The 24,700-nt window shown below is 38.1% G+C and carries 22 protein-coding genes and 2 tRNA genes; 21 read left to right on the top strand and 3 right to left on the bottom strand.

Annotated elements, in window-relative coordinates:
* The first annotated feature begins 13 nt into the window (after positions 1–13).
* The 14 genes from NSQ95_RS00300 (at position 14) to NSQ95_RS00365 (ending at position 13,458) form a co-directional block, all read left to right on the top strand.
* The gene (locus NSQ95_RS00300; RefSeq protein WP_169360353.1) at positions 14–973 is read left to right on the top strand and encodes a ribose-phosphate diphosphokinase; all 960 of its coding nucleotides are present in this window, start codon (positions 14–16) and stop codon (positions 971–973) included.
* 79 nt (positions 974–1,052) lie between these two features.
* Positions 1,053–1,667 (top strand): 50S ribosomal protein L25/general stress protein Ctc, encoded by a 615-nt coding sequence (locus NSQ95_RS00305; protein WP_169360354.1) that lies wholly within the window; start codon positions 1,053–1,055, stop codon positions 1,665–1,667.
* Positions 1,668–1,902: 235 nt separating this feature from the next.
* Positions 1,903–2,466, top strand: coding sequence for an aminoacyl-tRNA hydrolase (pth, locus tag NSQ95_RS00310; protein WP_169360355.1), 564 nt, complete (start codon positions 1,903–1,905; stop codon positions 2,464–2,466).
* Between the two features lie 46 nt (positions 2,467–2,512).
* A complete protein-coding gene (locus tag NSQ95_RS00315; RefSeq protein WP_251556961.1) occupies positions 2,513–2,743 on the top strand; it encodes an anti-sigma-F factor Fin in 231 nt (76 codons plus the stop codon).
* A 91-nt stretch (positions 2,744–2,834) separates the two neighbouring features.
* On the top strand, positions 2,835–6,362 hold the full coding sequence (mfd, locus tag NSQ95_RS00320) for a transcription-repair coupling factor (protein ID WP_340886182.1): 3,528 nt from the start codon (positions 2,835–2,837) through the stop codon (positions 6,360–6,362).
* A gap of 88 nt (positions 6,363–6,450) precedes the next feature.
* On the top strand, positions 6,451–6,987 hold the full coding sequence (spoVT, locus tag NSQ95_RS00325) for a stage V sporulation protein T (RefSeq protein ID WP_169360358.1): 537 nt from the start codon (positions 6,451–6,453) through the stop codon (positions 6,985–6,987).
* Positions 6,988–8,682 carry a polysaccharide biosynthesis protein gene (locus tag NSQ95_RS00330; RefSeq protein WP_342560092.1) on the top strand — a complete coding sequence of 565 codons (1,695 nt, stop codon included), beginning with the start codon at positions 6,988–6,990 and terminating at the stop codon, positions 8,680–8,682.
* A 12-nt stretch (positions 8,683–8,694) separates the two neighbouring features.
* Positions 8,695–10,155 carry a nucleoside triphosphate pyrophosphohydrolase gene (gene mazG, locus NSQ95_RS00335; RefSeq protein ID WP_342560093.1) on the top strand — a complete coding sequence of 487 codons (1,461 nt, stop codon included), beginning with the start codon at positions 8,695–8,697 and terminating at the stop codon, positions 10,153–10,155.
* A 4-nt stretch (positions 10,156–10,159) separates the two neighbouring features.
* The gene (locus tag NSQ95_RS00340; protein WP_251556966.1) at positions 10,160–10,450 is read left to right on the top strand and encodes an RNA-binding S4 domain-containing protein; all 291 of its coding nucleotides are present in this window, start codon (positions 10,160–10,162) and stop codon (positions 10,448–10,450) included.
* 170 nt (positions 10,451–10,620) lie between these two features.
* A complete protein-coding gene (gene yabP, locus NSQ95_RS00345) occupies positions 10,621–10,923 on the top strand; it encodes a sporulation protein YabP (RefSeq protein ID WP_169360362.1) in 303 nt (100 codons plus the stop codon).
* A complete protein-coding gene (yabQ, locus tag NSQ95_RS00350) occupies positions 10,920–11,438 on the top strand; it encodes a spore cortex biosynthesis protein YabQ (protein ID WP_342560094.1) in 519 nt (172 codons plus the stop codon). Before yabP ends, yabQ begins: the two co-directional genes overlap by 4 nt.
* A gap of 11 nt (positions 11,439–11,449) precedes the next feature.
* Positions 11,450–11,848, top strand: coding sequence for a septum formation initiator family protein (locus NSQ95_RS00355; protein ID WP_342560095.1), 399 nt, complete (start codon positions 11,450–11,452; stop codon positions 11,846–11,848).
* A 143-nt stretch (positions 11,849–11,991) separates the two neighbouring features.
* Positions 11,992–12,423: a S1 domain-containing RNA-binding protein gene (locus tag NSQ95_RS00360; protein WP_169360364.1), complete on the top strand. Its 432-nt coding sequence runs from the start codon at positions 11,992–11,994 to the stop codon at positions 12,421–12,423.
* Positions 12,424–12,999: 576 nt separating this feature from the next.
* On the top strand, positions 13,000–13,458 hold the full coding sequence (locus tag NSQ95_RS00365) for a DinB family protein (protein ID WP_342560096.1): 459 nt from the start codon (positions 13,000–13,002) through the stop codon (positions 13,456–13,458).
* A 464-nt stretch (positions 13,459–13,922) separates the two neighbouring features.
* On the opposite strand, the gene NSQ95_RS00370 is transcribed toward NSQ95_RS00365, so the two are convergent.
* The 3 genes from NSQ95_RS00370 to NSQ95_RS00380 all read right to left on the bottom strand — a co-directional run bounded on the left by NSQ95_RS00370 (position 13,923) and on the right by NSQ95_RS00380 (position 14,874).
* Complete coding sequence (locus tag NSQ95_RS00370) at positions 13,923–14,654, bottom strand: nucleotidyltransferase domain-containing protein (protein WP_169360366.1); 732 nt, start codon at positions 14,652–14,654, stop codon at positions 13,923–13,925.
* Between the two features lie 67 nt (positions 14,655–14,721).
* Positions 14,722–14,793 (bottom strand) — tRNA-Glu (locus NSQ95_RS00375).
* A 7-nt stretch (positions 14,794–14,800) separates the two neighbouring features.
* Positions 14,801–14,874 (bottom strand) — tRNA-Met (locus NSQ95_RS00380).
* Positions 14,875–15,170: 296 nt separating this feature from the next.
* Between NSQ95_RS00380 and NSQ95_RS00385 the strand changes: the two genes are divergently transcribed.
* The 7 genes from NSQ95_RS00385 to NSQ95_RS00415 all read left to right on the top strand — a co-directional run bounded on the left by NSQ95_RS00385 (position 15,171) and on the right by NSQ95_RS00415 (position 24,437).
* Entirely contained in the window at positions 15,171–17,543 is a 2,373-nt protein-coding gene (locus NSQ95_RS00385) for a SpoIIE family protein phosphatase (RefSeq protein WP_342560097.1), read from the top strand.
* Positions 17,544–17,610: 67 nt separating this feature from the next.
* Positions 17,611–19,002 (top strand): tRNA lysidine(34) synthetase TilS, encoded by a 1,392-nt coding sequence (gene tilS, locus NSQ95_RS00390; protein ID WP_340886203.1) that lies wholly within the window; start codon positions 17,611–17,613, stop codon positions 19,000–19,002.
* Positions 19,003–19,017: 15 nt separating this feature from the next.
* Positions 19,018–19,560: a hypoxanthine phosphoribosyltransferase gene (hpt, locus tag NSQ95_RS00395; RefSeq protein WP_169360369.1), complete on the top strand. Its 543-nt coding sequence runs from the start codon at positions 19,018–19,020 to the stop codon at positions 19,558–19,560.
* Between the two features lie 154 nt (positions 19,561–19,714).
* On the top strand, positions 19,715–21,748 hold the full coding sequence (ftsH, locus tag NSQ95_RS00400; protein ID WP_340886207.1) for an ATP-dependent zinc metalloprotease FtsH: 2,034 nt from the start codon (positions 19,715–19,717) through the stop codon (positions 21,746–21,748).
* Positions 21,749–21,858: 110 nt separating this feature from the next.
* On the top strand, positions 21,859–22,641 hold the full coding sequence (locus NSQ95_RS00405; RefSeq protein WP_340886210.1) for a type III pantothenate kinase: 783 nt from the start codon (positions 21,859–21,861) through the stop codon (positions 22,639–22,641).
* 1 nt (position 22,642) lies between these two features.
* Complete coding sequence (gene hslO, locus NSQ95_RS00410) at positions 22,643–23,524, top strand: Hsp33 family molecular chaperone HslO (RefSeq protein WP_169360372.1); 882 nt, start codon at positions 22,643–22,645, stop codon at positions 23,522–23,524.
* Complete coding sequence (locus tag NSQ95_RS00415) at positions 23,508–24,437, top strand: peptidyl-prolyl cis-trans isomerase (protein WP_340886214.1); 930 nt, start codon at positions 23,508–23,510, stop codon at positions 24,435–24,437. The genes hslO and NSQ95_RS00415 overlap by 17 nt, the downstream gene beginning before the upstream one ends.
* Positions 24,438–24,700 lie beyond the last annotated feature (263 nt).

Raw genomic sequence — 24,700 nt, forward strand, 5'->3', positions numbered from 1 at the left:
CAGGAGGATTATCATGACTCATCGATATGAAAATGCCAAACTAAAAATATTTACTCTTAATTCGAATAAGAAATTAGCAGAAGAAATTGCAAAAGAGGTTGGAGTTCCGCTAGGGAAAAGTACTGTAACAAGATTTAGCGATGGCGAAGTCCAAATTAATATCGAAGAGAGCATACGTGGATGTGATGTATTTATCGTTCAATCCACTTCAGGTCCTGTAAACGAAAATATAATGGAATTATTAATCATGTTAGATGCAGTTAAACGTGCTTCTGCTCGTACCGTAAGTGTTGTATTACCATATTACGGATATGCTCGACAAGACAGAAAAGCTCGTGCTCGTGAACCGATCACAGCTAAGCTAGTAGCTAACCTGCTAACTTCTGCTGGAGCAACTCGCGCAATTGTTTTAGACTTGCATGCACCACAAATCCAAGGTTTCTTCGATATTCCAATCGATCATTTAGTAGCTGTGCCTATCTTATCTGACTACTTCTTAACGAAAAACCTAGATCCTTCTCAAATTGTTATTGTTTCACCTGACCATGGTGGAGTTACTCGTGCACGTAAAATGGCAGACCGTTTGAAAGCGCCAATTGCTATTATTGATAAACGACGTCCACGCCCTAATGTTGCAGAAGTAATGAACATAGTTGGTAATGTAGAAGGAAAAACGGCAATTTTAATCGACGATATTATTGATACTGCGGGAACTATATCGATTGCTGCTGCGGCCTTAATGGAAAGCGGTGCAAAAGAAGTGTATGCATGTTGTACACACCCAGTGCTATCGGGGCCAGCAATTGAACGTATAGATAACTCTGTTATTAAAGAATTGGTTATTACAAACTCTATTCAATTACCAGAAGATAAGCACTCACCAAAAATTAAAGAACTATCAGTTGCAAAATTATTAGGTGATGCAATTGTTCGTGTATTTGAAGAAAAATCTGTAAGTACTTTGTTTGATTAATCTCATAGATGTTTGAATCATCCTCCCGAAGGGTATCTTATCTTTAGTTACCAATTACATCGGGAGGATGATTTTATTTATGGCTACGATTATTAAAGCACAAAAGAGAGAACATAAAAACAATACCAAGCTAAGAAATAGTGGGTACATACCGGCAGTTGTATATGGTTTTGAAACAGAGTCTCAACCAATTGCGGTAGATGAAAAAGATTTAATAAAAACATTACGTGAAGTTGGTAGAAATGGCGTAATGAAAATTGATGTAGAAGGTCAATCTCTAAACGTTGTATTGAATGATTATCAAATGAATATATTAAAGGCTCAAATGATTCATGCGGACTTTCTCGCGATTAATATGAAGGAAGAATTAGAAGTAAGTGTAACAGTTAACACAACTGGAACTTCTGTAGGTGTCTCAGAGGGTGGATTACTTCAACAGCCAAACAGAGAACTTACTGTTATTGTAAAACCTTCCGATATTCCAGATTCTATAGAAGTAGATGTAACTAATATCGCTATCGGTGATACGCTAACAGTTGGAGACGTTCGTGAAAAGGTAGATTATAAAATAGTCGAAGATGACGACTATACTTTAGTAACTGTATCTGCTCCAAGAGTTGAGACAGAATCGGATACTGAAACAGAAGCTGAGGCAGATGCCGAAGGAACAGAAGAAGCATCCTCAGAGGAATAAAGTAATAGGGTGAGTCCCTACTAAAATTATGCAAGCAATCCTAAAGGCGAGAATGATGTTTAATCGACATTCTCGTCTTTAGTTATGCACCGATACAATTATTAGTTTAGGAACTGGGTTCCATTCTTTTGCTTTAAAAGAAGGTGATGTTCCAAGTGAACAAACTGATTTATGGGCTTTACTCATCCCTCTTATGTTAAAATAAAAGAAATAAGGTTAAAAGGAATGGAAAGAAATGAAAATGATCGTTGGCCTAGGAAACCCAGGCAAGCAATATGAAGGAACAAGACATAATATTGGTTTTCATGTAATAGATGAACTGTCCAAGCGTTTAAACATTCCCCTCAATCAATCAAAATTTAATGGAATGTACGGCGCTGGCTTTGTAGGAACTGAAAAAGTGATGCTTCTAAAACCTTTAACATATATGAATTTATCGGGAGAATGTATCGTTCCGATGATGAATTATTTTGATGTAGAGGATGAGGAATTAGTTGTTATTTATGATGATTTAGACTTACAAGCTGGGAAGCTACGACTTCGCCAAAAGGGAAGTGCGGGAGGTCATAACGGGATTAAGTCCATCATTCAACATTTGGGTACACAGGAATTTAATCGAATTCGAATCGGAGTGGACCGTCCAAAAAACGGGATGAAGGTTCCAGACTATGTACTCTCCAATTTCACCAATGAAGAAAAACCAGAAATTGATTTAGCGATTAAAAAGAGCGCGGATGCTTGCGAACAATGGTTTACGAAGAGCTTTCTTGAAGTAATGAATGTTTTTAATGGTGCATAAAAGTTGAAGTAAAAGCCTATACTTCCTAAAAAGGGGGTTAATGGCTATGCCGATTCGTTATAGATGTCGCCATTGTGAAACAGAAGTTGGTCAGCTACCATTCGATTCCATAGACGAGGCTTTTTTAGAAAAACACAATATTGAGCCAGAAGAACAACACATATATATACAAACGGGGGCTGAGGGAGATTATACGATACAGTGTATTTGTGAAGAGTGTCAAACCTCTTTGCAAAAGTTTCCTAGCTATTATGCATTAAAAAAATGGATACAGTAAACGCTTTGGCACACTTCGTGCACAAAGCCTTTTTCTGTTTTTAATTGTAGCGTAAATCGTTTGTATGTTTATTAGATAAGGGTGGGTGAAAATGGAATTACTAAGTAATGTATTAATCGAAGATAAACAAATGCAAAAGCTAGTGAAAGATTTAGAGAATGGTATAGACCAAACATTAATCACGGGTCTATCAGGAAGCGCACGTGCTGTCTTTACTAAAATGCTTCATAAGGAATTAGATAAACCCATTCTGATTGTTACACCGAACCTTTTACACGCTCAAAAGCTTGCTGAGGATTTAGTCAAGCTAATTGGAGAAGACTTAGTTCGTTTATACCCAGCCGATGAATTGATAGCTGCAGATATAACTATTGCCAGCCCCGAATTGCGTGCACAACGTTTAGAAACATTAGATCACATGTTAAATATAAAAAAAGGTGTCTATATTGTTCCAGTGTCTGGCCTGAAAAAGCGAATGGGGAACGTAGAGGATTGGAAAAATAGCTCCATCTCCCTGAAGGAGGGAGAGGATCTTGTATTAGACAATTTCCTGCAAGGTTTAGTAGACATGGGTTATGTACGTCAGCCGATGGTTACCACTCCAGGAGAGTTTGCATTACGAGGCGGTATTATAGATATATATCCACTATATTTGGAAGATCCTATTCGGATAGAGTTATTTGACACAGAAGTAGATTCCATTCGTACCTTTTCTGCAGAGGATCAACGGTCATTAAAAAAATTAAAAGACGTTCGTATTTTACCTGCGACTGAATATGTTTTAACAAAAGAGAAAAAAATGATGCTAGCACAAAAGCTCGAGGAAGCATTAGCGGAAAGCTTGAAAAAGGTTAAGCTGTCGGATATTAAAGAAAAATTTTATCAAAATATACAACAGGATATAGAACTTTTAAAACAAGGAGAACAACCAAAGGAGTTTATGAAGTACATCTCCTTGATAGAAGAAGACAGCTTTTTAGGAAGTTATTTTGATCCACAAGGAATTGTTATGTTCGATGAGCTTGGAAGAATCCAAGAAGTAACAGAGACTTTGGAAAAAGAAGAAAATGATTGGTATCTTTCCTTATTAGAAGAAGGGAAGACTGTCCATAGTGTAAAACCGTCGTACCACTTGAAAGAAATCATTCATATGCTTTCTAACTATAAGGTGTACCTATCATTATTTTCACGTACTTTTTCTGGCATTGTTATAAAGAAGGCGATGAGCGTTTCGTGTAAGCCTATGCAAAATTTCCATGGACAAATGCATCTGCTAAAAAATGAAACAGAGAGATTTGCTCAAGGTAAATTTAGAGTAATTATTTTAGCAGATGGTAAAGACCGTGTTCAAAAAGTCCATACGGTTCTAGAAGATTATGAAATAGTTTCCCAGATTGGTACGTCTACAAATGATTTAAATAACCCAGGAATTTTTATCGTAGAGGGAGATCTGGAAGCAGGTTTCGAATTACCTCTTCAAAGAATAGCCGTCATAACGGATTCGGAATTGTTTAAGCAAAAGAGTAAGAAAAAATCTCGTACACAAAAAGTGACGAATGCTGAACGTATAAAAAGCTATTCAGAAATAAAGCCTGGAGATAATGTTGTACATATCCATCATGGGATAGGGAAATATATAGGAATAGAAACCTTGCTTGTGAACGGCGTTCATAAAGACTATTTGCATATACGTTATCGAGGCGAGGATAAACTCTATGTACCAGTAGATCAAATAGATCTTATCCAAAAGTATGTTGCTTCAGGGGAAAAGGATCCGAAGCTTCATAAATTAGGCGGAACCGATTGGAAGAAAACAAAATCCAAAGTTTCAGCGGCAGTTCAAGATATTGCAGATGAGCTGATCAAGCTCTACGCTAAGCGTGAGGCTGAGGTTGGATATGCTTTTGAGCCTGATGGAGAGATGCAGCATACCTTTGAGGCAGCTTTCCCGTATGAGGAAACTGAGGATCAGCTACGGACAATTCAAGAGGTTAAACGAGACATGGAGAGACCAAGACCGATGGATCGTCTAGTTTGTGGCGATGTGGGCTATGGTAAGACCGAGGTTGCGATCCGTGCTGCTTTTAAAGCTGTGATGGAAGGAAAACAGGTAGCATTTCTATGTCCTACTACCATTCTTGCGCAACAACATTATGAAACGATGTTGGAGCGTTTTCAAGACTTCCCAATTGAGGTAGGGATGCTAAGCCGTTTCCGCACAAAGAAGCAACAGGCAGAAACAATTACCGGACTGAAAAAGGGTCTAGTGGATATAGTAGTTGGAACTCACCGTATCCTGTCAAAGGATGTAGAATATCAAGATTTAGGGCTATTGGTAGTGGATGAGGAGCAACGTTTTGGAGTTAAGCATAAAGAAAAGATTAAGCAGCTTAAAACAAACGTTGATGTTTTAACGCTTACTGCCACTCCAATTCCTCGTACCCTCCATATGTCGATGATTGGAGTTCGGGATTTATCCGTTATTGAAACTCCCCCTAAAAACCGTTTCCCAGTGCAAACATATGTAATGGAATATAACGGAGCTTTAGTTAGGGAATCTATTGAGAGAGAACTGGCTAGGGGAGGACAGGCATTTTTCCTATACAACCGCGTTGAGGACATCACTCGAAAGGTTGATGAGATACAAATGTTAGTCCCAACGGCTAGAGTAGGCTATGCACATGGGCAAATGTCCGAGACGGAGCTAGAGTCTGTCATTATCAGCTTTTTAGAGGGAGAGTATGATGTCCTTGTGACAACTACTATTATAGAAACTGGAATTGATATACCGAATGTTAATACGTTGATCATCCATGATGCGGATAAAATGGGGCTGTCCCAGCTGTATCAGCTACGTGGACGCGTAGGTCGTTCTAATCGTGTGGCTTATGCCTACTTAATGTATCAAAGGGACAAAGTGTTAACTGATGTAGCAGAAAAAAGGCTACAGGCGGTTAAGGAATTTACAGAGCTTGGATCTGGCTTCAAGATAGCGATGAGAGATTTATCTATCCGAGGAGCAGGAAATCTATTGGGCTCACAGCAGCACGGATTTATTGATTCGGTAGGATTTGATCTATATACGCAAATGCTAGAAGAAGCTATACAAGAAAAACAAACTGGAACTAAAAAAGAAGAAGTACAAGATATTGAAATTGTATTAGGAGTAGAAGCATATATTTCAGATGAGTATATTGCAGATGGATATCAAAAAATTCAAATGTATAAGCGAGTCAAGGCAATGGAAACAGAAGAAGAGTATTTGGACATTGTTGAAGAATTACAGGACCGTTTTGGAGATATGCCTCTAGAAACGGAAGTACTTCTTAGAATTGCTCGTATGAAGGTCTGGGGTAAAATTGCTGGAATAGAATCTATTAAAGAAGCCAATAAGATAACATCCATTAGGCTGAGTGAGTCTGGAACACAATCTATTGATGGTGCATTACTGTTAGAGGAAACGATGAAGTTTGGTCGTGCTGTAGGCTTTAATGTAGATAAGGGCAACTTAGTTGTCACCATAGATGAGCGTAAAATAGGAAAGTTAAATACGTTTGATGTATTAGAAGAAATAATGAGTTTATTACCTAAAGCAAAAAAGAAATTAGAAGTAAATTAACGTATTGCATATTATTGGGTAATGTGAGGCATACTATGGCAGAAATGAACTTTAATTTCCATTCTGTCGAAAGAGAGGCACACATTACATGAAAGCAACAGGCATAGTACGTAGAATTGATGATCTAGGTAGAGTTGTAATTCCAAAAGAAATACGTAGAACCCTTCGTATACGAGAAGGTGATCCTTTAGAAATCTTTACAGACCGAGAAGGAGAAATTATCCTAAAAAAATATTCTCCAATTAGTGAGCTTGGAGACTTTGCAAAAGAGTATGCTGAAACGCTTTATGAAACGTTAGGTACGCCAGTACTTATTAGTGATCGCGATGAAATGATTGCTGCAGCAGGGTTATCTAAGAAGGATTATTTAAAACGTCGTTTAAGTTCCGACGTTGAGGATGTAGTGAATAATAGAACAATGGTAGTGGAAAAGCATGAAAACTCAGTAGAATGGGTACCGGGAGTAGTTGAAACAGTTAAATCCTACTGTATCGCCCCAATCATTGCTTCTGGCGATCCGATAGGCGCTATATTCCTATTCTCTAAAGTGCATTTTATCGGAGAAGCAGAAATGAAAGCTATCGAAACAGCAGCTAATTTCTTAGCAAAGCAAATGGAGAGCTAAATGAACCTTCCTCTTGTACAAGAGGAAGGATTCTTTATATTCATGTATAATAGTGCTATTGCTGGATGGAAGAAGGATTTAAAAATGAGTAATGATTGGAATATGAAATCGTATATGAAGGGCGCTGCCATGCTAACGGTGGCAGCAATTATCGTGAAACTACTTAGTGCAGTTTATCGCGTACCCTTTCAAAACCTAGTCGGCGATGAAGGCTTTTACATTTACCAACAGGTTTATCCTTTTATTGCGATTATTACAACTTGGACTTCTTTTGGCTTTGCTATAGCACTTTCCAAAATTTTGTCTGATTATAAAGCGAATGGGAAAACCTTTGCAATCCCTAAAATAAGAAAAATTGCTTTTTATTATATCGGAATTATTTCTATTATATTTTTTGTTTTCTTATTTTTTGGTGCAAATTTATTAGGCAGTTTTATGGGGGATGTCCAACTAGCTCAGCTTTTAAGAGCAGGATCCTATGTCATTCTGCTTATGCCACTCCTTGCAGTCCTAAAAGGAGAATTTCAAGCAGAGGGACGAATGGGGACAGTTGCTTATGCTCAGATACTAGAGCAGGCCATTCGTGTTTCGGTTATTTTACTCGGGACCTGGGTAGTTCTCTTAAATAGCTCTGATTTATATAAAGCGGGTAGTATGGCGATGTATGGAGCAGTTGCTGGAGAATTGGGAGGAGTAGTTTTCTTAGGAATAGTCTATTGGAAGATTACAAAGAAAACAGGTAAAGAAGAGAGTGTAGGATCGGTGCCTGTATGGCCCATCGTAAAGCAACTGACGATGCTAAGTATAAGTGCAAGTATAAGTGCATTGCTATTTTTACTTCTTCAACTGGTAGACTCCTTCACAGTATTTCAGTTACTAATAGATAATGGAATGGGTAGACAAGAGGCGATGGAGAAAAAGGGCGTATATGATCGAGGCCAACCACTCGTACAGCTTGGTATTGTCATCGCCTCTACCCTTTCTCTTTCTATCGTGCCTCTTGTTGCACATCGTTTAAATAAAGACAAAGGAAGAACGGCCCAACCATTTATGCAGTTGACGTTTAGAATAGCCTTTACGTTTGGAATTGCTGCCGCATTAGGACTTATTGCAGTACTTCCATATTTAAACGAAATGCTGTTTAAAACGCGTGCAGAATCTATTACTCTCATGGTATTTTCTTTGCAGATAATTTGGATGTCTTTAATATTAACATTCATGGCCATGCTTCAAGGAGGGGGGAAGGTGAGAGTTCCAACCCTAATCCTATTACTTTGTGTGTGCTGTAAATGGATATTAAACGGTATACTAATACCTAGTTATGGTGTAATTGGTGCTGCCTGGTCGGGGAATGCTAGTTTAGCTATTGCATGTATGTTGATGTTGCTTTACTTTAAAAAACAGTGGAAAATACGCTTCGCTCCCAACAGTTTTTATAAGGGAGTTGCTCAGGCATCATTAGTTATGTTCGTAATCGTTATTGCTTATACTAGGCTTATAGATCATTTTCCAGTTGAAATTTTATCTAGCAGAGTGGAGGCAGTAGTCATTTCACTTAGTTCGGTAATGCTTGGTGCAATAGTTTTTATCTTTCTATTGACGAAAAGACGTGTAATTGCAGAGAAAGAATGGTTCTTACTTCCCTTTGGAAGAAGAATGGCCAAGCTCCAGCTTTGGCTAAATAAAGAAAAGTAAGGTTGTGAGAAGATGCACGAGATTACAATAATCGGACTTGGGGCCGGTGATTTAAATCAGCTTCCACTAGGGATTTATAAAAAGTTAAAAAATGCAACCCATTTATATGTTCGTACAGAACAGCATCCAGTCCTTCAAGAGCTTCAAACAGAGGGCGTAACATGGACTAGCTTCGATGCTATTTATGAAAAGAATGATCAATTTGAGAATGTGTACAAAGAGATAGTGGAAAATCTTCTGAAGCTGTCAGCTGTAAATCCAATAATTTATGCTGTTCCTGGCCACCCTTTAGTAGCGGAGCAAACCGTGCAACTATTGGTTCAGGCTGAAAAACAAGGCAAGGCAACGATTACTATAGAGGGCGGGCAGAGCTTTCTAGACCCTATTTTTGGAGCTCTTCGCATAGATCCTATAGAAGGATTTCAATTGTTAGACGGAACTAGCTTTAAGCGAGATGATATACAGATGAATTCTCACGTTTTAATAGGGCAGGTTTATGATTCCTTTAGTGCTTCAGACGTTAAGCTAACACTAATGGAAAAGTATCCGGACGATTTCGAGGTCACAATAGTGACAGCGGCAGGTTCCTCCGAAGAAGTTTTAAAAAAGGTGCCTTTATTTGAACTGGATCGGGAAATGGAATTAAATAATTTAACCACCTTATACGTTCCACCTATTCATGAAAAAGAAAGTCGTGTAAAGGAATGGCAAACTCTTCGAGAGGTGGTAGCCCAGCTGCGGGGTCCTAATGGGTGCCCTTGGGATAAGGAACAAACTCATACAACCTTGAAAAAATATGCAGTAGAAGAGGTTTACGAGCTACTTCAAGCAATAGACGAGGAAGATGACGATCATATTGTAGAAGAGCTGGGAGATGTACTGTTACAGGTTTTCTTACATGCTCAAATAGGAGAAGACAATGGATACTTCAGTTTAGAGGATGTACTAGCTTCTATAACTGAAAAAATGATTCGAAGACATCCGCATGTTTTTGGAGATGTAGAAGCAAATAGTACAGAACAAGTATTAAGTAATTGGCAAGAGATCAAAGCAAAAGAAGGTAAGAAAACGTCAAAATCTTTATTAGAGGATGAATTACGAACGGAATCGTCTCTACTGACCTCCTTTAATTATCAAAAAAGAGCTGCCAAAGTTGGCTTTGATTGGCCAGAGGTTTCTGGAGCTTGGGAGAAGTTTGAGGAAGAACTGCAGGAGTGGAAGGCTGAGCTCTTGTCTAATGATAAAGAAGCGCAAACAGATGAGCTGGGAGATTTATTATTTACCGTGGTGAATTTAGCACGTTTTTACGGACTATCTCCAGAGCTTGCCATGATGCAAGCAAATCAAAAATTCAAAAGAAGATTTGAATATATAGAACGATGTGTTCAACAAAACAGAGGAAGCTTTGAAGATTATAACTTAGAGGAGCTTGACCAGTTTTGGAAGGATGCCAAAAAATTAGAGAGGCAGTGAGGATATGAGATTAGATAAATTTCTAAAAGTTTCAAGACTTATTAAAAGAAGAACATTAGCTAAAGAGGTAGCGGATCAAGGACGTATTACCATTAATAATAAGGTGGCAAAGGCTAGCTCTGACGTTAAGGTTGGTGACGAGCTATCTATTCGTTTCGGCCAAAAGGTTGTGACTGCATCCGTGGACGGGATTAAAGACTCTGCTAAAAAAGAAGAAGCTGCATCCATGTTCACCATTATTAAAGAAGAGAGATTAGAGAAGGTAGATCCTCAGTTCATTGACGATGAAGATTAGGAGAAAGATTATCTTGGTTTTCAAAGATTACGTTTAAAGTGGAAGATGATAGTCTTCCTTTCCGGCTAAATCTATTAAGAATAAATTCTTTTAAAAAAAAGCATGAGATTGTGTCATGCTTTTTTTATATGGAGCATACAATAGATTAGGACAAGGAGAGGAGAGAGTATATGCAATATCAAGCAGAGAATCAAACTATCACAATTCCGTCGGGGGATCACTTAATTTCACTAAGAAATCGTAAAAGAATGGACTTAACATCTGTAAAAGCAATCGAACGATTTGATCAGCAGGAATTTTATGTACGTACATCTCAAGGAACCCTTCATATCAAAGGAGAGGACTTGAAGATTGTCCATCTAGATGTTGATAAAGGACTTCTAACTTTGGAGGGCATTGTACGATCTATGGAGTACGATGAGGAACAAAGTTCAGACGGTGCTAGAGGATTACTTCATAAATTATTCGGATGACACTTTCTCTACAGTTTTATAGTTTAATGCTAATGATCGGCAGCGGTATTTTAGTTGGTGCTGTAATAGAAGGAACGCGTTTTATAACGGAGCATACTCCCAAGCGTTCCTTTGTTTTTAAATATCAGGTAGTGTTAGAAATAGTTATTTGGATTTTAATGGGACTAGCGACCTTTTACATTCTTTTTAATGTACGAGACGGGATTTGGAGAATTTATGATCCACTTGCACAAGTGTTAGGAATTCTCCTTTACCAGTTATTTTTTCAGCCCGTCTTTCGGTTAGCTGGAAGAATCTTTTTGCGTTTGGTAGTAAAGCCGATTTGGTTCATAATTCGGACCATTTTTAGGATTCTTGGAAAAATTATATCTTTTATCATACTTATTATCAGTTTAATAATAAAACCATTCCGTACTCCATACAAAAAATTAAAGCTATTGGCACTACAGAAATTGCCAAAAATAAGTTATAATAAAAGATACCAAAAATATAAGAAAAAATATAAGAAAAGATAGGAGAGAACGATGTGAGGCAGAGACAAATACAAAAAGAACCATATGAAAAACAAGTGGCATCTATAAATACAGATTATTTACGCTCTGTTCAACGTCGCGAATCTCGTATAAAATCTAAAAAAGTTCGGTTATTTAGACGGTTAGCAGCATTCTTTATCGTTTCAATCGCGGTAACTGGATTTTTAATAATGACCCTTGTGAACAGCCATCAAACATTAGCAGAGAAAAAGGAACAGCAGGTCCAGGTAGAAGAAGAACTAGCAAAAGTTCAAGAAGACCAAGAAATGCTCAAAATTCAAATCTCTAAGTTAAATGATGATGATTACATCGGAAAGCTATTAAGAAAAGAGTTTTTCCTTTCAGAGGACGGCGAAATTATCTTCTCTCTTCCAGAGGAAAATGATAAGTAAATTAAAAAAAACCAATTTGAAGAGAGTGGTCTTGTTGACACTCTTTTTTTGTTAGCTATAATAAAAGATAGGATATGTATAAAAAAACTATACAAATTCATTTTTTAAGGACCGCTTAAATTTTAAGGAGGAGCATTTTTTTTATGTCAATTGAAGTAGGCAGCAAGGTACAAGGTAAAGTAACAGGAATCACTAACTTCGGAGCATTTGTCGAGCTTCCAGGAGGCTCAACTGGTCTAGTTCACATTAGTGAAGTTGCAGATAACTATGTGAAGGATATTAATGATCATTTAAAAGTGGGCGACATGGTAGAAGTTAAAGTGATGAATGTTGAAGCGGATGGCAAAATCGGCTTATCTATTCGTAAAGCAAAGCCACAAGCAGAAAGACCAGAGAGACCAGAACGTCCTCAGCGTCCACGCAGTAATAACCGCCCGAACGATCGTGATCGTCCGAGCAAAGAGAATTTTGAGCAAAAAATGGCGAGATTCTTAAAGGATAGTGAAGATCGTTTGACTACGTTAAAACGCGCAACTGAATCTAAACGCGGTGGTAGAGGCGCAAAACGAGGATAACATGCTGTCTGTTTTATCGGTAGAAAAAATGTTTAATAGATGTAGAAAGGTGCTAGCTTAGCTAGTGCCTTTTTTGTATTGGCTATGTTAAAGGTTAGGGTTGATTTATGATGCAAAGAAATCTTAAATCAGAGAGTAGAATTGATTTCCGCACCAGCCGGACGCTTTCCACGGGGTGAGCGATAAGCCATCACCCATCGCTTACGCGCGTGGTTGTGATGTCTTATCTGTCTCACTCATCCCGTAGGAGTCGCCGTCTGGCGCTCCAATCAATAAATGGGAACTAGCATCGGTAAAGCGCTAATAAATTTACTCGCATAAACAAAGCTAAAAACTGTCACCAACCCCAATTTCATCATCTATTTATGTTCTTAATAGCCATTTGAAAGTTCCTTTGTTTATGTTTACAGTCACTATAAAAAAAATTTTCAGTCAAAATCAACCAATAACTTAAACAAAGCTTTTGTATTTAAAATATTTTCAAAATACACACAATTAAGGTAATATTTAATTAGTACAACCATGAAAAAGAGTATGAATAGTTAATTCTAGGAATTTATTGTAGGAGGATGAGTGATGACTAAGGATGAAATTCTATATGCACATCAAAAATACTTACATTGGTTAACTTTTCTTGAGAAGATGAGTGAAGATGAAGGGAATACTCCTTATAGAGAAGGGAAATGGACTCCAAACGAGATTGTAATGCATCTGGCAGAGTGGGATAAGTTTACCTTGCAGGAGCGTCTACCTCTAATGAAAGAAGGGGAAAAACATCAAGCGTACCCGAATTTCGAAGACTTCAATGCAAAAGCTGCAGCCCTTGCTCATGAACAAACATTTAAAGAAACCCTTGCTCATGCAAAAAAGCAACGTGAAGCGATCATGGCAGAGCTTCAGAAAATTGATGAAGTAGAATGGGATAGATACTTTTATATTGGTGACCATTCAAGTACTATACGAAATTATTTTACAGACTTCATCGAGCATGATCTACATCATCAAAAACAAGTAACACCGGAATATAATAACTAACCTCTCAAAAACCCGTTAGACAATTTTCAAAAGGTCTACGGGTTTTGTTCTTTGGGAAGTAAATAAGAAATTGCGATTTCCGTTCCAGTCGGACGCTTTCCGCCGGCATGGCCTCAGCCTCCTCGTCGCTGCGCTCCTGCGGGGTCTTCACCTCATGCTATTCCGGCAGGAGTCGCCGCCTTTCACTTCAATCACTTAGTATTCCTACTATGCAAATTAATGTTCTGCACAATTTCAAGCAATATAAAAATACATTCTGGAAAGATTTAAGTATCCTACTACAAAATTTTAGAAAGAATTAATATTTGAAGATTCTAATATGAATCAACTAATTAAACACTAGGTTTAGAAGATTATAAATGATCTACAATATGATAATCTCCATTTTTCTTTGCAGGCGCATAGTCTTTCCGATATATTATCGTACAGATATATCTCCAACTGTTGCATTAGGTTAACTATGCTTAGTGATCATCACTGGTAGGCTTGCCTAAAGAAAACCCTTCAAACAAGCGCCCACCATAAGGCTGAAGCATCTCGTCGACAATCTCGACAATCTTCTCTTTTTCACGATGCTTGTAATAGGCATCGAAGGCTTCCGTAAATTTAATTGCAAATGATTCGTCAAATTGTTTCAAAGCACGATACCCCCATTTAGACGTACCCGTCCACTGCCGATTTGTTCTTAATACAAATTCATTGGCTAGATCTAAGAGGGAATGGACGACAAATAGCTCCTCTTGGGTATTTGTACAGCCAATAAAATCATCTAAAACATCTGTAAGAAAATAGCGTTTCATCGTAATAGTCTCTTTAGACCATTCCCTCGGTCCATTCGACAATAGTACGCGAGCCTCTTCTTGAATAGGGGACAATACCCCTTGCCCCTTTAATACCACTCCCTCCGCGACCATCTTTGGAAGGGAAGGCTTAGCCCTTTCACAATCCAGCTCAAAGAATTGCTTGTAGGAGCTCAAACTATGGGCAAATACCTCTATTGGCCATCCTTCTAAGTATAGAGATTCTCTATAGGAGGTGAGAATGTGCTCATCGAATATTACAATATCCAAATCAGAGGTGGAGGTACCTTCTCCTCGAACAACACTCCCAGCTAAAATGGCTCCTAGACAATGAGGAAAGTATTGCTGAACAAAATGCTCAGCTACTACAAGTGGATCACTTTTCTTCTTAAACATTTACCTGCCTCCTTTGATAAAAGGATAACAAAAAAGAGGTTGCAAGTATGCAACCTCTTTTTAAAGATGACCCCTACGGGATTCGAACCCGTGTTACCGCCGTGAAAGGGCGGTGTCTTAACCGCTTGACCAAGGGGCCGTATAAATGGCGGCCGAGGGGATCGAACCCCCGACCTCACGGGTATGAACCGTACGCTCTAGCCAGCTGAGCTAGGCCGCCGTTATAACAACAAATATCATATTACAAGCGTTTGGACAAAGTGTCAATACTTTTTTAAAAAGATATTCATAAATATTCATTTACGAAAAAAACTGACAATTTATGTGCGGATAATAACCTAGGAATACGTTGGTTTTCGAGTGGTCCAGGGCCAAATGCATCATTCAATATTTCAGGGAATTCAAAACGTGGTATATCAGGTCGAAAAGTTTTTGAGAGTGGTGCCAGGAAGAGACATACTTTTTGAGATCCACTAGGTATACTTCGAACATGAGTTGAATAGGGAGGAATACAATATGAAAACTATTTACGAACAAGAGCAAAAAAGAAGTTTCACATGGAGAAGGGTAGTTGAAAATATTCAAGCAAGAAAGGTCACCTTAACCTTAATGGTGACATTCTTTGTTCTTTCATTTTTCTTAGCCCAGGTTGTTCTATTCGAAGCGTCAGTACCATTTTTCTTGCCTATTTGGGCATTGGTTAGCTTAAGATTTCAACGATTTATTCCTTGGACATTTGCAGGAGCACTATTAGGAAGCTTGACGCTTGGATTAGGGCAATTGATGATTCATGTATTTCAGGGTATTTTCTTTACGCTTCAAGGAAAGAAGCTGATAAATAAAATCCCTATTCCCTTATTTGTATTAATAGATGTCGTATTGATCCAGGTTCTTTGGCAATTCGCTTCATATGGGGGCTCAGTTCCAGTTTCTGTTTGGTTAGCGATAGGGTACGAAGGTGTATTGAGCTTGTTCATGACAATCTTTTTGTTTCAGTTGTTCATTCCATTACCCGAATTGATCCATAAAAAATGGACAATGGAAAGGATGGGCTCTGCTTTATTGATAGGGGCCCTAGTGCTAACTGGTATGTCATCCTTTATCATTGGTTATGTTTCGGTTCCATTAATACTTGCACATTTAGTAATTGCTGTTGCTGCCGCGGTAGGAGGTGTTCAACTTTCTACTGTTGTGGCAGTCCTGGCGGGCACGGTATTAAGTATTTCCACCTTAAGCTTTAGTGGAATGATTGCGGTTTATGCCTTGACCGGCTTCTTAGCGGGTCTCCATAAGAGATTTGGCAGGCTTTGGCAGGCATTCAGTATGCTTGGAGCCACATTTTTCTTTCTGTTATATGATCGAACGTTACCTCTAGATTCGGTTTATATCGGCTCATTGGTAGCGGCCTCGCTAATCTTTTTTATGATTCCTTCTGCATGGATTAAGGATTTGAAGGAACAACTTTATCCTGACACGACGCATGTCTTATTGAGAAGACAGAAGTGGATGACTGAAAAGGTGAATCATCAGTTACAGGAATTTCAACACTTTGTGGATTTCATTACGCGTTTTATATCAGATCGATTTGAACCTAAAGCAGCAAGTGAGGAGAGGGTAGAAGCATTAGTAACTTGTCAGTCTTGTTTTCATTATGAAAAATGTTGGGGGGCAAAATCAAACGGCATACCGAGTCTAATTCAACAGTGGGAGGAGCAACCTAAAAAAGCGAGGATACAGTTAGAAAAGAAAATGCAGTTTAAATGCGTTAAACCATTACAAATAATGCACGAATTAAAGGAGAGGGAGGCGAAAAGAAAGCTAGCCTATGAAATGCAGCATGGTAAAAAGATGTTTGCATTAAAATTGAGAGATATGGGAAATCACATGAGTGAGCTGATGAACAACTTAGAAAATAATGTTGCGTTGTATACATCGCAGGAGGAAGAGGTGAAACAGAAATTTCAGCAATGCAATATTCCATTTTATCAAATAGATGTATTGAACATTGATGTGGGTCAGATGGAGGTAGTCTGCTGTTTGCCAATAGAAGCTAGAGGTAAAATGATAGGGGAAAGGTTAATAATTCCGATTTTATATGAGCTATGGAAGGAACCTTTTGAAATAACTTCGATGAAAGAAGTTCATCACCCATATGAACATATTCAAGTATCATTTAAATCTTCTGTCCGATTTAGTGTTTCACACGATATATTTACTTCTTCTAGTAAAAATACAATCTATTCAGGAGATGCACATGCCGTTTTCCAGCTACACCCGGGGTTATTAGCAGTTATTTTATCAGATGGGATGGGTAATAATGTAGAGGCACATAGGGAAAGTAGGAGGGTAATGCAGTTTATGAGGGAATGTCTTCATAAGAAAATGGATCCTGAGACAACTATGCATACATTGCATTATATGATGAGTCTACAAGATGACTCAGATAGCTATGCTACGGTAGATCTGGCTTTAATAGATTTACAAAAGGGAGAGTTGTGGTCCTGGAAAGCTGGTAGTATGTCTACGTATCTAATTCGAGGTAATGAGATGCGTAAAATTGAAAGTAAGCATGTGCCATTTGGCTTTTTGCCTACTTTTTCAATAGAGGCGAAAAAGGTCGATATTAAAGATGGAGATATATTATTAATGCTATCAGATGGTGTGTTCTCAGCAAATACAACAATAGAAAAACAGGAGGCCTACTACAAAAAGGTGTTACAGGATCCTACAATGAGTGCAGAAAAATTTGTGAAGATTTTAGAGGAAACCTACTCATTGCCAGGAGATGATAGAACTGTAATCTTTATGCAGGTGAAGCATGCTGTACCGGAATGGTCGATATTTTCACCAAGACAAGCCGCAAAATTTCAAGAAAAAATGGTACACTAGACTAGTATAAATGTTTATAGAGAAGTGAATTATGAAGATAGATTATTGTTAAGGGAGAGATGAGAAGATGCATCCATTCGTTCGAAAGGTGAAGCAATATATAGACCAGCACCGATTGATTGAAGAAAAAGAGCGTCTTCTTATCGCTTGTTCTGGCGGTACAGACTCTGTTGCAGTGGTACTAGCCATGAGGGAACTTGCGGTTTTTTACAGTTGTGAGCTTGGTATTGTTCATACAGATCATCAATTGCGTGGAAAAGAGTCTGCCGAGGACCTCGAATTCGTCAAGGAATTAGCTAATCGGTTAAAACTCCCTTTCTATTCTGCTGCGTTAGAGGTGATGAGTAGAGTAGAACAAGAAGGGGGAAATGTTCAAGTTATTTGTAGGCAGGAGCGTTATTCCTTTTTCGATGAGGTGATGGAAACCTATAATTATAACAAGCTTTTGTTGGGACACCATGCAGATGACCAAATAGAAAATGTCTTGATGTCGTTAATAAGAGGTACTATTAGCTCCACGATAACGGGGATTCCAAAAAAGAGACCTTTTTCAAGTGGTCAAATAATCCGTCCTTTTCTAGGTGTTACAAAGCAAGAGATTGCAACGTATCTAAAGGACCAACAACAACTTCATAGACATGACCCAAGCAATGACAAACATACATATACAAGAAATCGAATTCGCCATCGATTAGTGCCTCTCTTGAAAGAAGAAAATCCAAATATAAGCGATCGCATAATGCATTTTGTAGAGAAACAGCTTCAGGATGAAAAGTACCTTCAAGAGATAGCGGCCAAAAAGTATGAACAGCTTGTGACGGTTAATGAGGAAGGGGCATTGGTTATAGATTCTCTAAGCTTTTCTACAGTTCCCATTGCTTTACAAAGAAGAGTGATTCTACTACTATTAGAGTATCTATACAAAAACTCCGATATACTACTTAACGATCGATTGATTGAATCCATTCTCGCCGCTTGCAATAATCATGAAGGTAATGAGGTATTACACTTACCAAATGCTTTTCATCTCACTCGCCATTACAACCACATACAATTTAGCGCTCATAAAACGGCACCTGTTATACGTGGGGAATTTGTTTTGTCGGAAGATTGTTGGATCAATTGCGGTGCTGGCTTTTCCATCTACTTAACGCGAAACTTAACAGACGATCTTTCCCAAGAGAAATGGTTTGTACAATTAGAAAACCACCACTTTCCGCTTTCTATAAGACAGAAGGTACAAGGTGATCGAATACGTATCAAGGGAATGTCCTCTTCTAAAAAAGTTTCCCGTCTATTTATCGATGAGAAGGTCTTACCAGAGGATAGGATGAGTTGGCCACTGCTTGTGCAAGCTAACAATGATATAATTGCAGTAATTGGCTTACGCTACGGAGAATTATTTTCAAAGCAACACAGCTCGCAGAACTATGTGATGTTTGTAAAGCGAGATAAATGACTAGGGGGACTAGAAATGCTAGAGAAAGATATTCTAGAGATTTTATTGACAGAAGAACAAATTCAAGAAAAAACAAATGAGCTTGGAGCTATGCTTACTGCAGATTATGCGGACCAATTTCCCCTTGCTATCGGAATTTTAAAAGGTGCAATGCCATTTATGTCTGATTTGATGAAACGAGTGGATACATACATCGAAATGGACTATATGGACGTTTCTAGCTATGGAAATGCTACTGTTTCTTCTGGTGAAGTGAAAATTGTAAAAGATTTGAATACAAGTGTAGAGGGCCGAGATATTTTAATTATTGAGGATATCATTGATAGTGGGATGACATTAAGCTATTTAGTAGATCTATTCAAGTATCGTAAAGCAAAATCTATTAAGATTGTCACATTATTGGATAAGCCGACAGGCAGAAAAGTAAAGTTAGAAGCTGATTATGTTGGTTTTATAGTTCCAGATGCTTTTGTTGTTGGTTATGGATTAGATTACGCAGAAAAATACAGAAACTTACCGTACGTTGGTGTTCTTAAAAAAGAAGTTTACTCTTTTTAAATTAGAAGCTGCAAAGCTCTATGAAAGTCATTGATAGATATGAACAAAGCCTTAAAATTTTGTTCTTTTTTAGAAGGCTTTTCATTGTACGCCAAAAAAAACGTATGTTAAGATAATCATTAGTTTTTCTGTTTACCTTGTGAGGAGGCTAGGAATGAATCGAGCATTGCGCTACGCCATATTGTATTTATTGATATTTTTTGTGATTGTAGGAATATTTGCTACGTTTAATACAAATAATACCCCTACTAAAAATATTCGTTATGATGAATTTATGACTTCACTTTCAAAAGGTGATGTTACTAGCTTTTCAATGCAACCTGAACAAGGAGTTTACTTTATAGAAGGTTCTATGAAGGGCTATGAAGAAGGAGAAAAGTTTTTAACTAAACTTCCTTACAATAGTGAAAAAGTGCTAGAGAGAATAGATTCACTAGCAACTGCAAACAACGTACAAATTGATGTTATTGAAACTTCAAAAACTAGTGGCTGGGTACAGTTCTTTACCGGTCTACTTCCTTTCTTGATTATCATCATTTTATTCTTCTTCTTATTGAGCCAATCACAAGGCGGTGGTAACCGTGTGATGAACTTCGGTAAGAGTAAAGCAAAACTGTATGATAATGACAAGAAAAAAGTGAAATTCCCAGATGTTGCTGGGGCAGATGAAGAAAAAGCAGAGTTAGTAGAAGTTGTAGACTTCTTGAAAGATCCACGCAAGTTTGTAGAAATTGGAGCACGTATACCTAAAGGGATTCTTTTAGTAGGTCCTCCAGGTACTGGTAAAACGTTACTAGCACGTGCTGTAGCTGGTGAAGCTGGAGTTCCATTCTTCTCTATCAGTGGTTCTGACTTCGTAGAGATGTTCGTTGGGGTGGGTGCATCCCGCGTACGTGATTTGTTTGAAAATGCAAAGAAAAATGCGCCTTGTATTATTTTCATAGATGAAATTGATGCAGTTGGTCGTCAACGTGGAGCAGGTCTTGGTGGCGGTCATGATGAGCGTGAGCAAACACTAAACCAATTACTTGTTGAGATGGATGGTTTTGGAGCTAACGAAGGTATTATTATCATCGCAGCTACAAACAGACCAGATATTTTAGACCCGGCTCTTCTACGTCCTGGACGTTTTGACCGTCAAATTACAGTAGGTCGCCCAGATGTTAAAGGTCGCGAAGCAGTGCTTCAAGTACATGCACGCAACAAACCTTTAGATGATACAGTTGACTTGAAAGCAATTGCTCAACGCACACCAGGATTCTCTGGAGCAGATTTAGAAAATCTTTTAAATGAAGCTGCCCTGGTAGCTGCTAGAAGAAACAAAACAAAAATTGATATGTCAGACATTGATGAAGCAACAGACCGAGTTATTGCTGGACCAGCTAAATCTGGGAAAGTAATATCTCCGAAAGAACGTAAAATTGTTGCCTTCCATGAGGCTGGACACGTAGTAGTAGGTTTAACACTAGATGACGCAGAAGTCGTTCATAAAGTAACTATTGTTCCTCGTGGCCAAGCTGGCGGATATGCAGTAATGCTTCCAAAAGAAGATCGTTACTTCATGACTAAACCAGAGCTTCTGGATAAAGTTTCAGGATTACTAGGTGGTCGTGTTGCAGAGGATATCGTCTTTGGAGAAGTTTCTACAGGAGCTCATAATGACTTCCAACGTGCTACTGGTATCGTCAGAAAAATGGTTACGGAATATGGTATGAGTGACAAGCTAGGACCAATGCAATTTGGTCAAACTCAAGGAGGAAATGTCTTCCTAGGTCGTGACTTTAACTCAGAGCAAAATTATTCAGATAAGATTGCATATGAAATTGATCATGAGATGCAAACGATGATCAAAGAGCAATACGAACGAACTAAACAGATCTTAACAGAGAAACGCGATTTGTTAGATTTAATCGCAAATACGTTATTAGATGTTGAAACGTTAGATGCTGCTCAAATTTTACATTTACAAGAGCATGGAACACTACCTGTTCGTGAATACGATCAAAACGACCAAAAGGTTGATTTGAGTAAGGAAAAGGATTCCGATGCTACAGGAGCTTCTTCTGATCCGACAATTGGTGATTTACCATCAGAAAAAGGCACGTCTCATGAGACAGGTCCTATTCTAGAAGAACGTACAGATGGTACTTCAGATCCAATTCAAGAAAAGCGTCCAACTGATAAATAAAATATATAGCTGAGTGATTTTCGTCTTTAGGCGAGTCACTCAGCTTTTTTATTTCTCGGGAAATATGGTATGATGTGTTGGAAATCTACGTAAAAGTGAGGAAAATCTTCATGATACTTGTGCTTGATACAGGAAATACAAATATTGTACTAGGAATTTACCATAATGATCAGCTGATTCATCACTGGAGAATGGAGACGGACCGTCGTAAAACAGAGGATGAGTTCGGGATGCAGGTCAAAGCACTCTTTTCTCATGTTAATATAACTTTCGAACAAATAGAAGGTATTATCATTTCCTCAGTAGTGCCACCAATTATGTTCTCCTTAGAAGCTATGTGTAAGAAGTATTTTGGTATAAAACCCTTAGTTGTAGGTCCCGGTGTAAAGACGGGATTGAATATAAAATATGAAAATCCTCGTGAAGTCGGTGCGGATCGCATTGTTAATGCAGTAGCAGCTATTCATGAATATGGAGCACCTTTAATTATTGTGGACTTTGGTACTGCCACCACTTACTGTTATGTAAATGAAAAAGGTGAGTACTTGGGTGGTGCTATTGCGCCAGGAATCGGTATTTCGACAGAAGCATTATTTGAAAAGGCTAGTAAGCTTCCAAGAATTGAGCTTACTACGCCTGAGCATGTAATCGGTAAAAATACTGTTTCAGCAATGCAGTCTGGTATTGTTTTTGGATACGTTGGGCAAGTGGAGGGCATTGTAAATAGGATGAAAAAAGTTTCTAAAGTAACTCCCAAAGTTATATCTACAGGAGGACTTGCTCCTTTAATAGGTAATGAAACAACGATTATGGATATGATTGATCCTTTTCTTACGTTAAAAGGATTGTATTTAATTTATCAACGAAATATAGATGAAAGAGGTATGAGATAAAATGAATGATTATTTAGTTAGAGCTTTAGCTTTTGAAGGAAGCGTAAGAGCATTTGCAGTTCGTACAACAGGTACGGTAGGTGAGGCACAGCAGCGTCATCAAACATGGCCAACTGCTTCTGCGGCATTAGGTAGATCTATGACCGCTGCAGTTATGATGGGAGCAATGTTAAAGGGTGACGATAAGTTAACAGTTAAAGTAGAAGGAAATGGTCCTATTGGTCCTATGATCATCGATAGCAATGCTAAAGGTGAGGTGCGTGGATATGTAACAAATCCTCAAGTACATTTTGATTTAAACTCAGTCGGCAAGCTTGATGTTCGTCGTGCAGTTGGAACAGAGGGTACTTTAACAATTGTCAAAGATCTAGGGATGCGAGACTTCTTTACGGGACAAGTACCAATAGTTTCTGGAGAAATTGCAGAGGATTTCACTTACTATTACGCTATTTCAGAACAAGTTCCGTCCTCAGTAGGTCTAGGAGTATTGGTTAACCCAGACAACTCCATTTTGGCTGCTGGTGGGTTTATCATTCAGTTATTACCAGGGACAGATGACGAGACTATAACAATTATAGAAGAACATTTAAATAAGATGGAGCCGGTGTCTAAGTTAATCGAAAGAGGATTGACTCCAGAGGAACTCTTATTTGAAATTCTTGGGAAAGAAAACGTTCAAATATTAAATGAAATGCCAGTACAGTTTGAATGTAATTGCTCTAAAGATCGATTTGGTAGTGCAATTATCAGTCTTGGGGAAAGTGAAATCCGTGACATGATTGAAGAAGACGGTGGTGCTGAGGCTCAATGTCATTTTTGTATGGAAAAATATAATTACTCAGTAAATGAATTGGAGTCTTTTATCGATGAAATCAATTCATAATAATGTTCCAACTCAACCTAAACGACGTTTAAAAACGAAACCGGTACTTATTGTACTAGGTATACTTTTACTTGGAAACTTACTTTGGTTTATAGCTTGGTTAATACCAAATGATCAACAAGCAAAGGCATCCGAAGAAGTCGCTTCAGTTGATGGAAAGATTATTACGAAAGAGCAATGGATGGCTTCCATGGAAACAATTTACGGAAAAGAAGTATTATTAGATATGGTAAACGCAGAGGTCATGGAGGCTGCTGCGAAGAAAAACGATATTAAAGTAACAGATGCAGAGATAGATCTGGAGCTAGCGCTTATTAGGTCAACAAGGGAAGGTACAGACACTTCCCTTCAAGCATATGACGATGAGATATTACGAAAGAAAATTAGGTCCCGCCTTATTTTAGAGAAGGTATTAGCAAAAGATGTTAATGTAAAGGAAAAGGATATTAAGGATTTCTATGAAAATAATAAAAATCTATATAATATCCCAACTTCCTACCGTACTAGCGTTATTTACGTGTCTACAGAAGAGGAAGGGAAAGCTGTTTTAAAAGAGCTCAAGGATGAATCGTCCTTTGATGGTCTGGCAAGAGAGCGTTCGACAGATCCAAGTTCTGCAAGCTTAGGTGGAGACGTGGGTTATATCTCTAAAGGTACTGATTCGATAGATGAAGCTTTAGTTGAAGCATTAGAGAATGTTAAAGAAGGAAAGACTAGCGGAGTTATCGCTCTTAAGGATGGCCGTTATGCAATAGCACTTGTAAAGGATATATTTGAAGGACAAGCATTCTCTTATGAGAAAGTAGAAGGTCATATAAAGAGAGAGCTGGCACTAAGTCAAATAAATCAATCTGTAACACAAGAATCATTCTGGCAGGAATATAAAGCAGAATGGATATATGGAGAACAGTAAAAATAAGGCTTTAAACCGCCCTCCAATGTTGGATGAATCTAACAATGGAGGGCGATTTTTATAGACGGCGCAAGAGATTGTCGGGAATATACCATGCTGCTCTCCCTACTGAACGCGAAATGGATTCATTTTGAAAACAAATGTATATAAGAGTCTAAAGTCCCGTAGAATATATAGAACAAGAATTAAAATTTTTGTTTGTACTGTAGTAAAAGGGGTAGGTTAGTATTTATGGCAATGTGGGTGAACTGCTTATTTTAAAA

It is taken from the genome of Psychrobacillus sp. FSL W7-1457 (assembly GCF_038593405.1).
Lineage (GTDB): Bacteria > Bacillota > Bacilli > Bacillales_A > Planococcaceae > Psychrobacillus.

Coding starts and splice junctions, on each gene's coding strand:
- NSQ95_RS00300 (WP_169360353.1), top strand. CDS start 14: ATGACTCATCGATATGAAAATGCCAAACTAAAAATATTTACTCTTAAT.
- NSQ95_RS00305 (WP_169360354.1), top strand. CDS start 1,053: ATGGCTACGATTATTAAAGCACAAAAGAGAGAACATAAAAACAATACC.
- pth (WP_169360355.1), top strand. CDS start 1,903: ATGAAAATGATCGTTGGCCTAGGAAACCCAGGCAAGCAATATGAAGGA.
- NSQ95_RS00315 (WP_251556961.1), top strand. CDS start 2,513: ATGCCGATTCGTTATAGATGTCGCCATTGTGAAACAGAAGTTGGTCAG.
- mfd (WP_340886182.1), top strand. CDS start 2,835: ATGGAATTACTAAGTAATGTATTAATCGAAGATAAACAAATGCAAAAG.
- spoVT (WP_169360358.1), top strand. CDS start 6,451: ATGAAAGCAACAGGCATAGTACGTAGAATTGATGATCTAGGTAGAGTT.
- NSQ95_RS00330 (WP_342560092.1), top strand. CDS start 6,988: ATGAACCTTCCTCTTGTACAAGAGGAAGGATTCTTTATATTCATGTAT.
- mazG (WP_342560093.1), top strand. CDS start 8,695: ATGCACGAGATTACAATAATCGGACTTGGGGCCGGTGATTTAAATCAG.
- NSQ95_RS00340 (WP_251556966.1), top strand. CDS start 10,160: ATGAGATTAGATAAATTTCTAAAAGTTTCAAGACTTATTAAAAGAAGA.
- yabP (WP_169360362.1), top strand. CDS start 10,621: ATGCAATATCAAGCAGAGAATCAAACTATCACAATTCCGTCGGGGGAT.
- yabQ (WP_342560094.1), top strand. CDS start 10,920: ATGACACTTTCTCTACAGTTTTATAGTTTAATGCTAATGATCGGCAGC.
- NSQ95_RS00360 (WP_169360364.1), top strand. CDS start 11,992: ATGTCAATTGAAGTAGGCAGCAAGGTACAAGGTAAAGTAACAGGAATC.
- NSQ95_RS00365 (WP_342560096.1), top strand. CDS start 13,000: ATGACTAAGGATGAAATTCTATATGCACATCAAAAATACTTACATTGG.
- NSQ95_RS00370 (WP_169360366.1), bottom strand. CDS start 14,654: ATGTTTAAGAAGAAAAGTGATCCACTTGTAGTAGCTGAGCATTTTGTT.
- NSQ95_RS00385 (WP_342560097.1), top strand. CDS start 15,171: ATGAAAACTATTTACGAACAAGAGCAAAAAAGAAGTTTCACATGGAGA.
- tilS (WP_340886203.1), top strand. CDS start 17,611: ATGCATCCATTCGTTCGAAAGGTGAAGCAATATATAGACCAGCACCGA.
- hpt (WP_169360369.1), top strand. CDS start 19,018: ATGCTAGAGAAAGATATTCTAGAGATTTTATTGACAGAAGAACAAATT.
- ftsH (WP_340886207.1), top strand. CDS start 19,715: ATGAATCGAGCATTGCGCTACGCCATATTGTATTTATTGATATTTTTT.
- NSQ95_RS00405 (WP_340886210.1), top strand. CDS start 21,859: ATGATACTTGTGCTTGATACAGGAAATACAAATATTGTACTAGGAATT.
- hslO (WP_169360372.1), top strand. CDS start 22,643: ATGAATGATTATTTAGTTAGAGCTTTAGCTTTTGAAGGAAGCGTAAGA.
- NSQ95_RS00415 (WP_340886214.1), top strand. CDS start 23,508: ATGAAATCAATTCATAATAATGTTCCAACTCAACCTAAACGACGTTTA.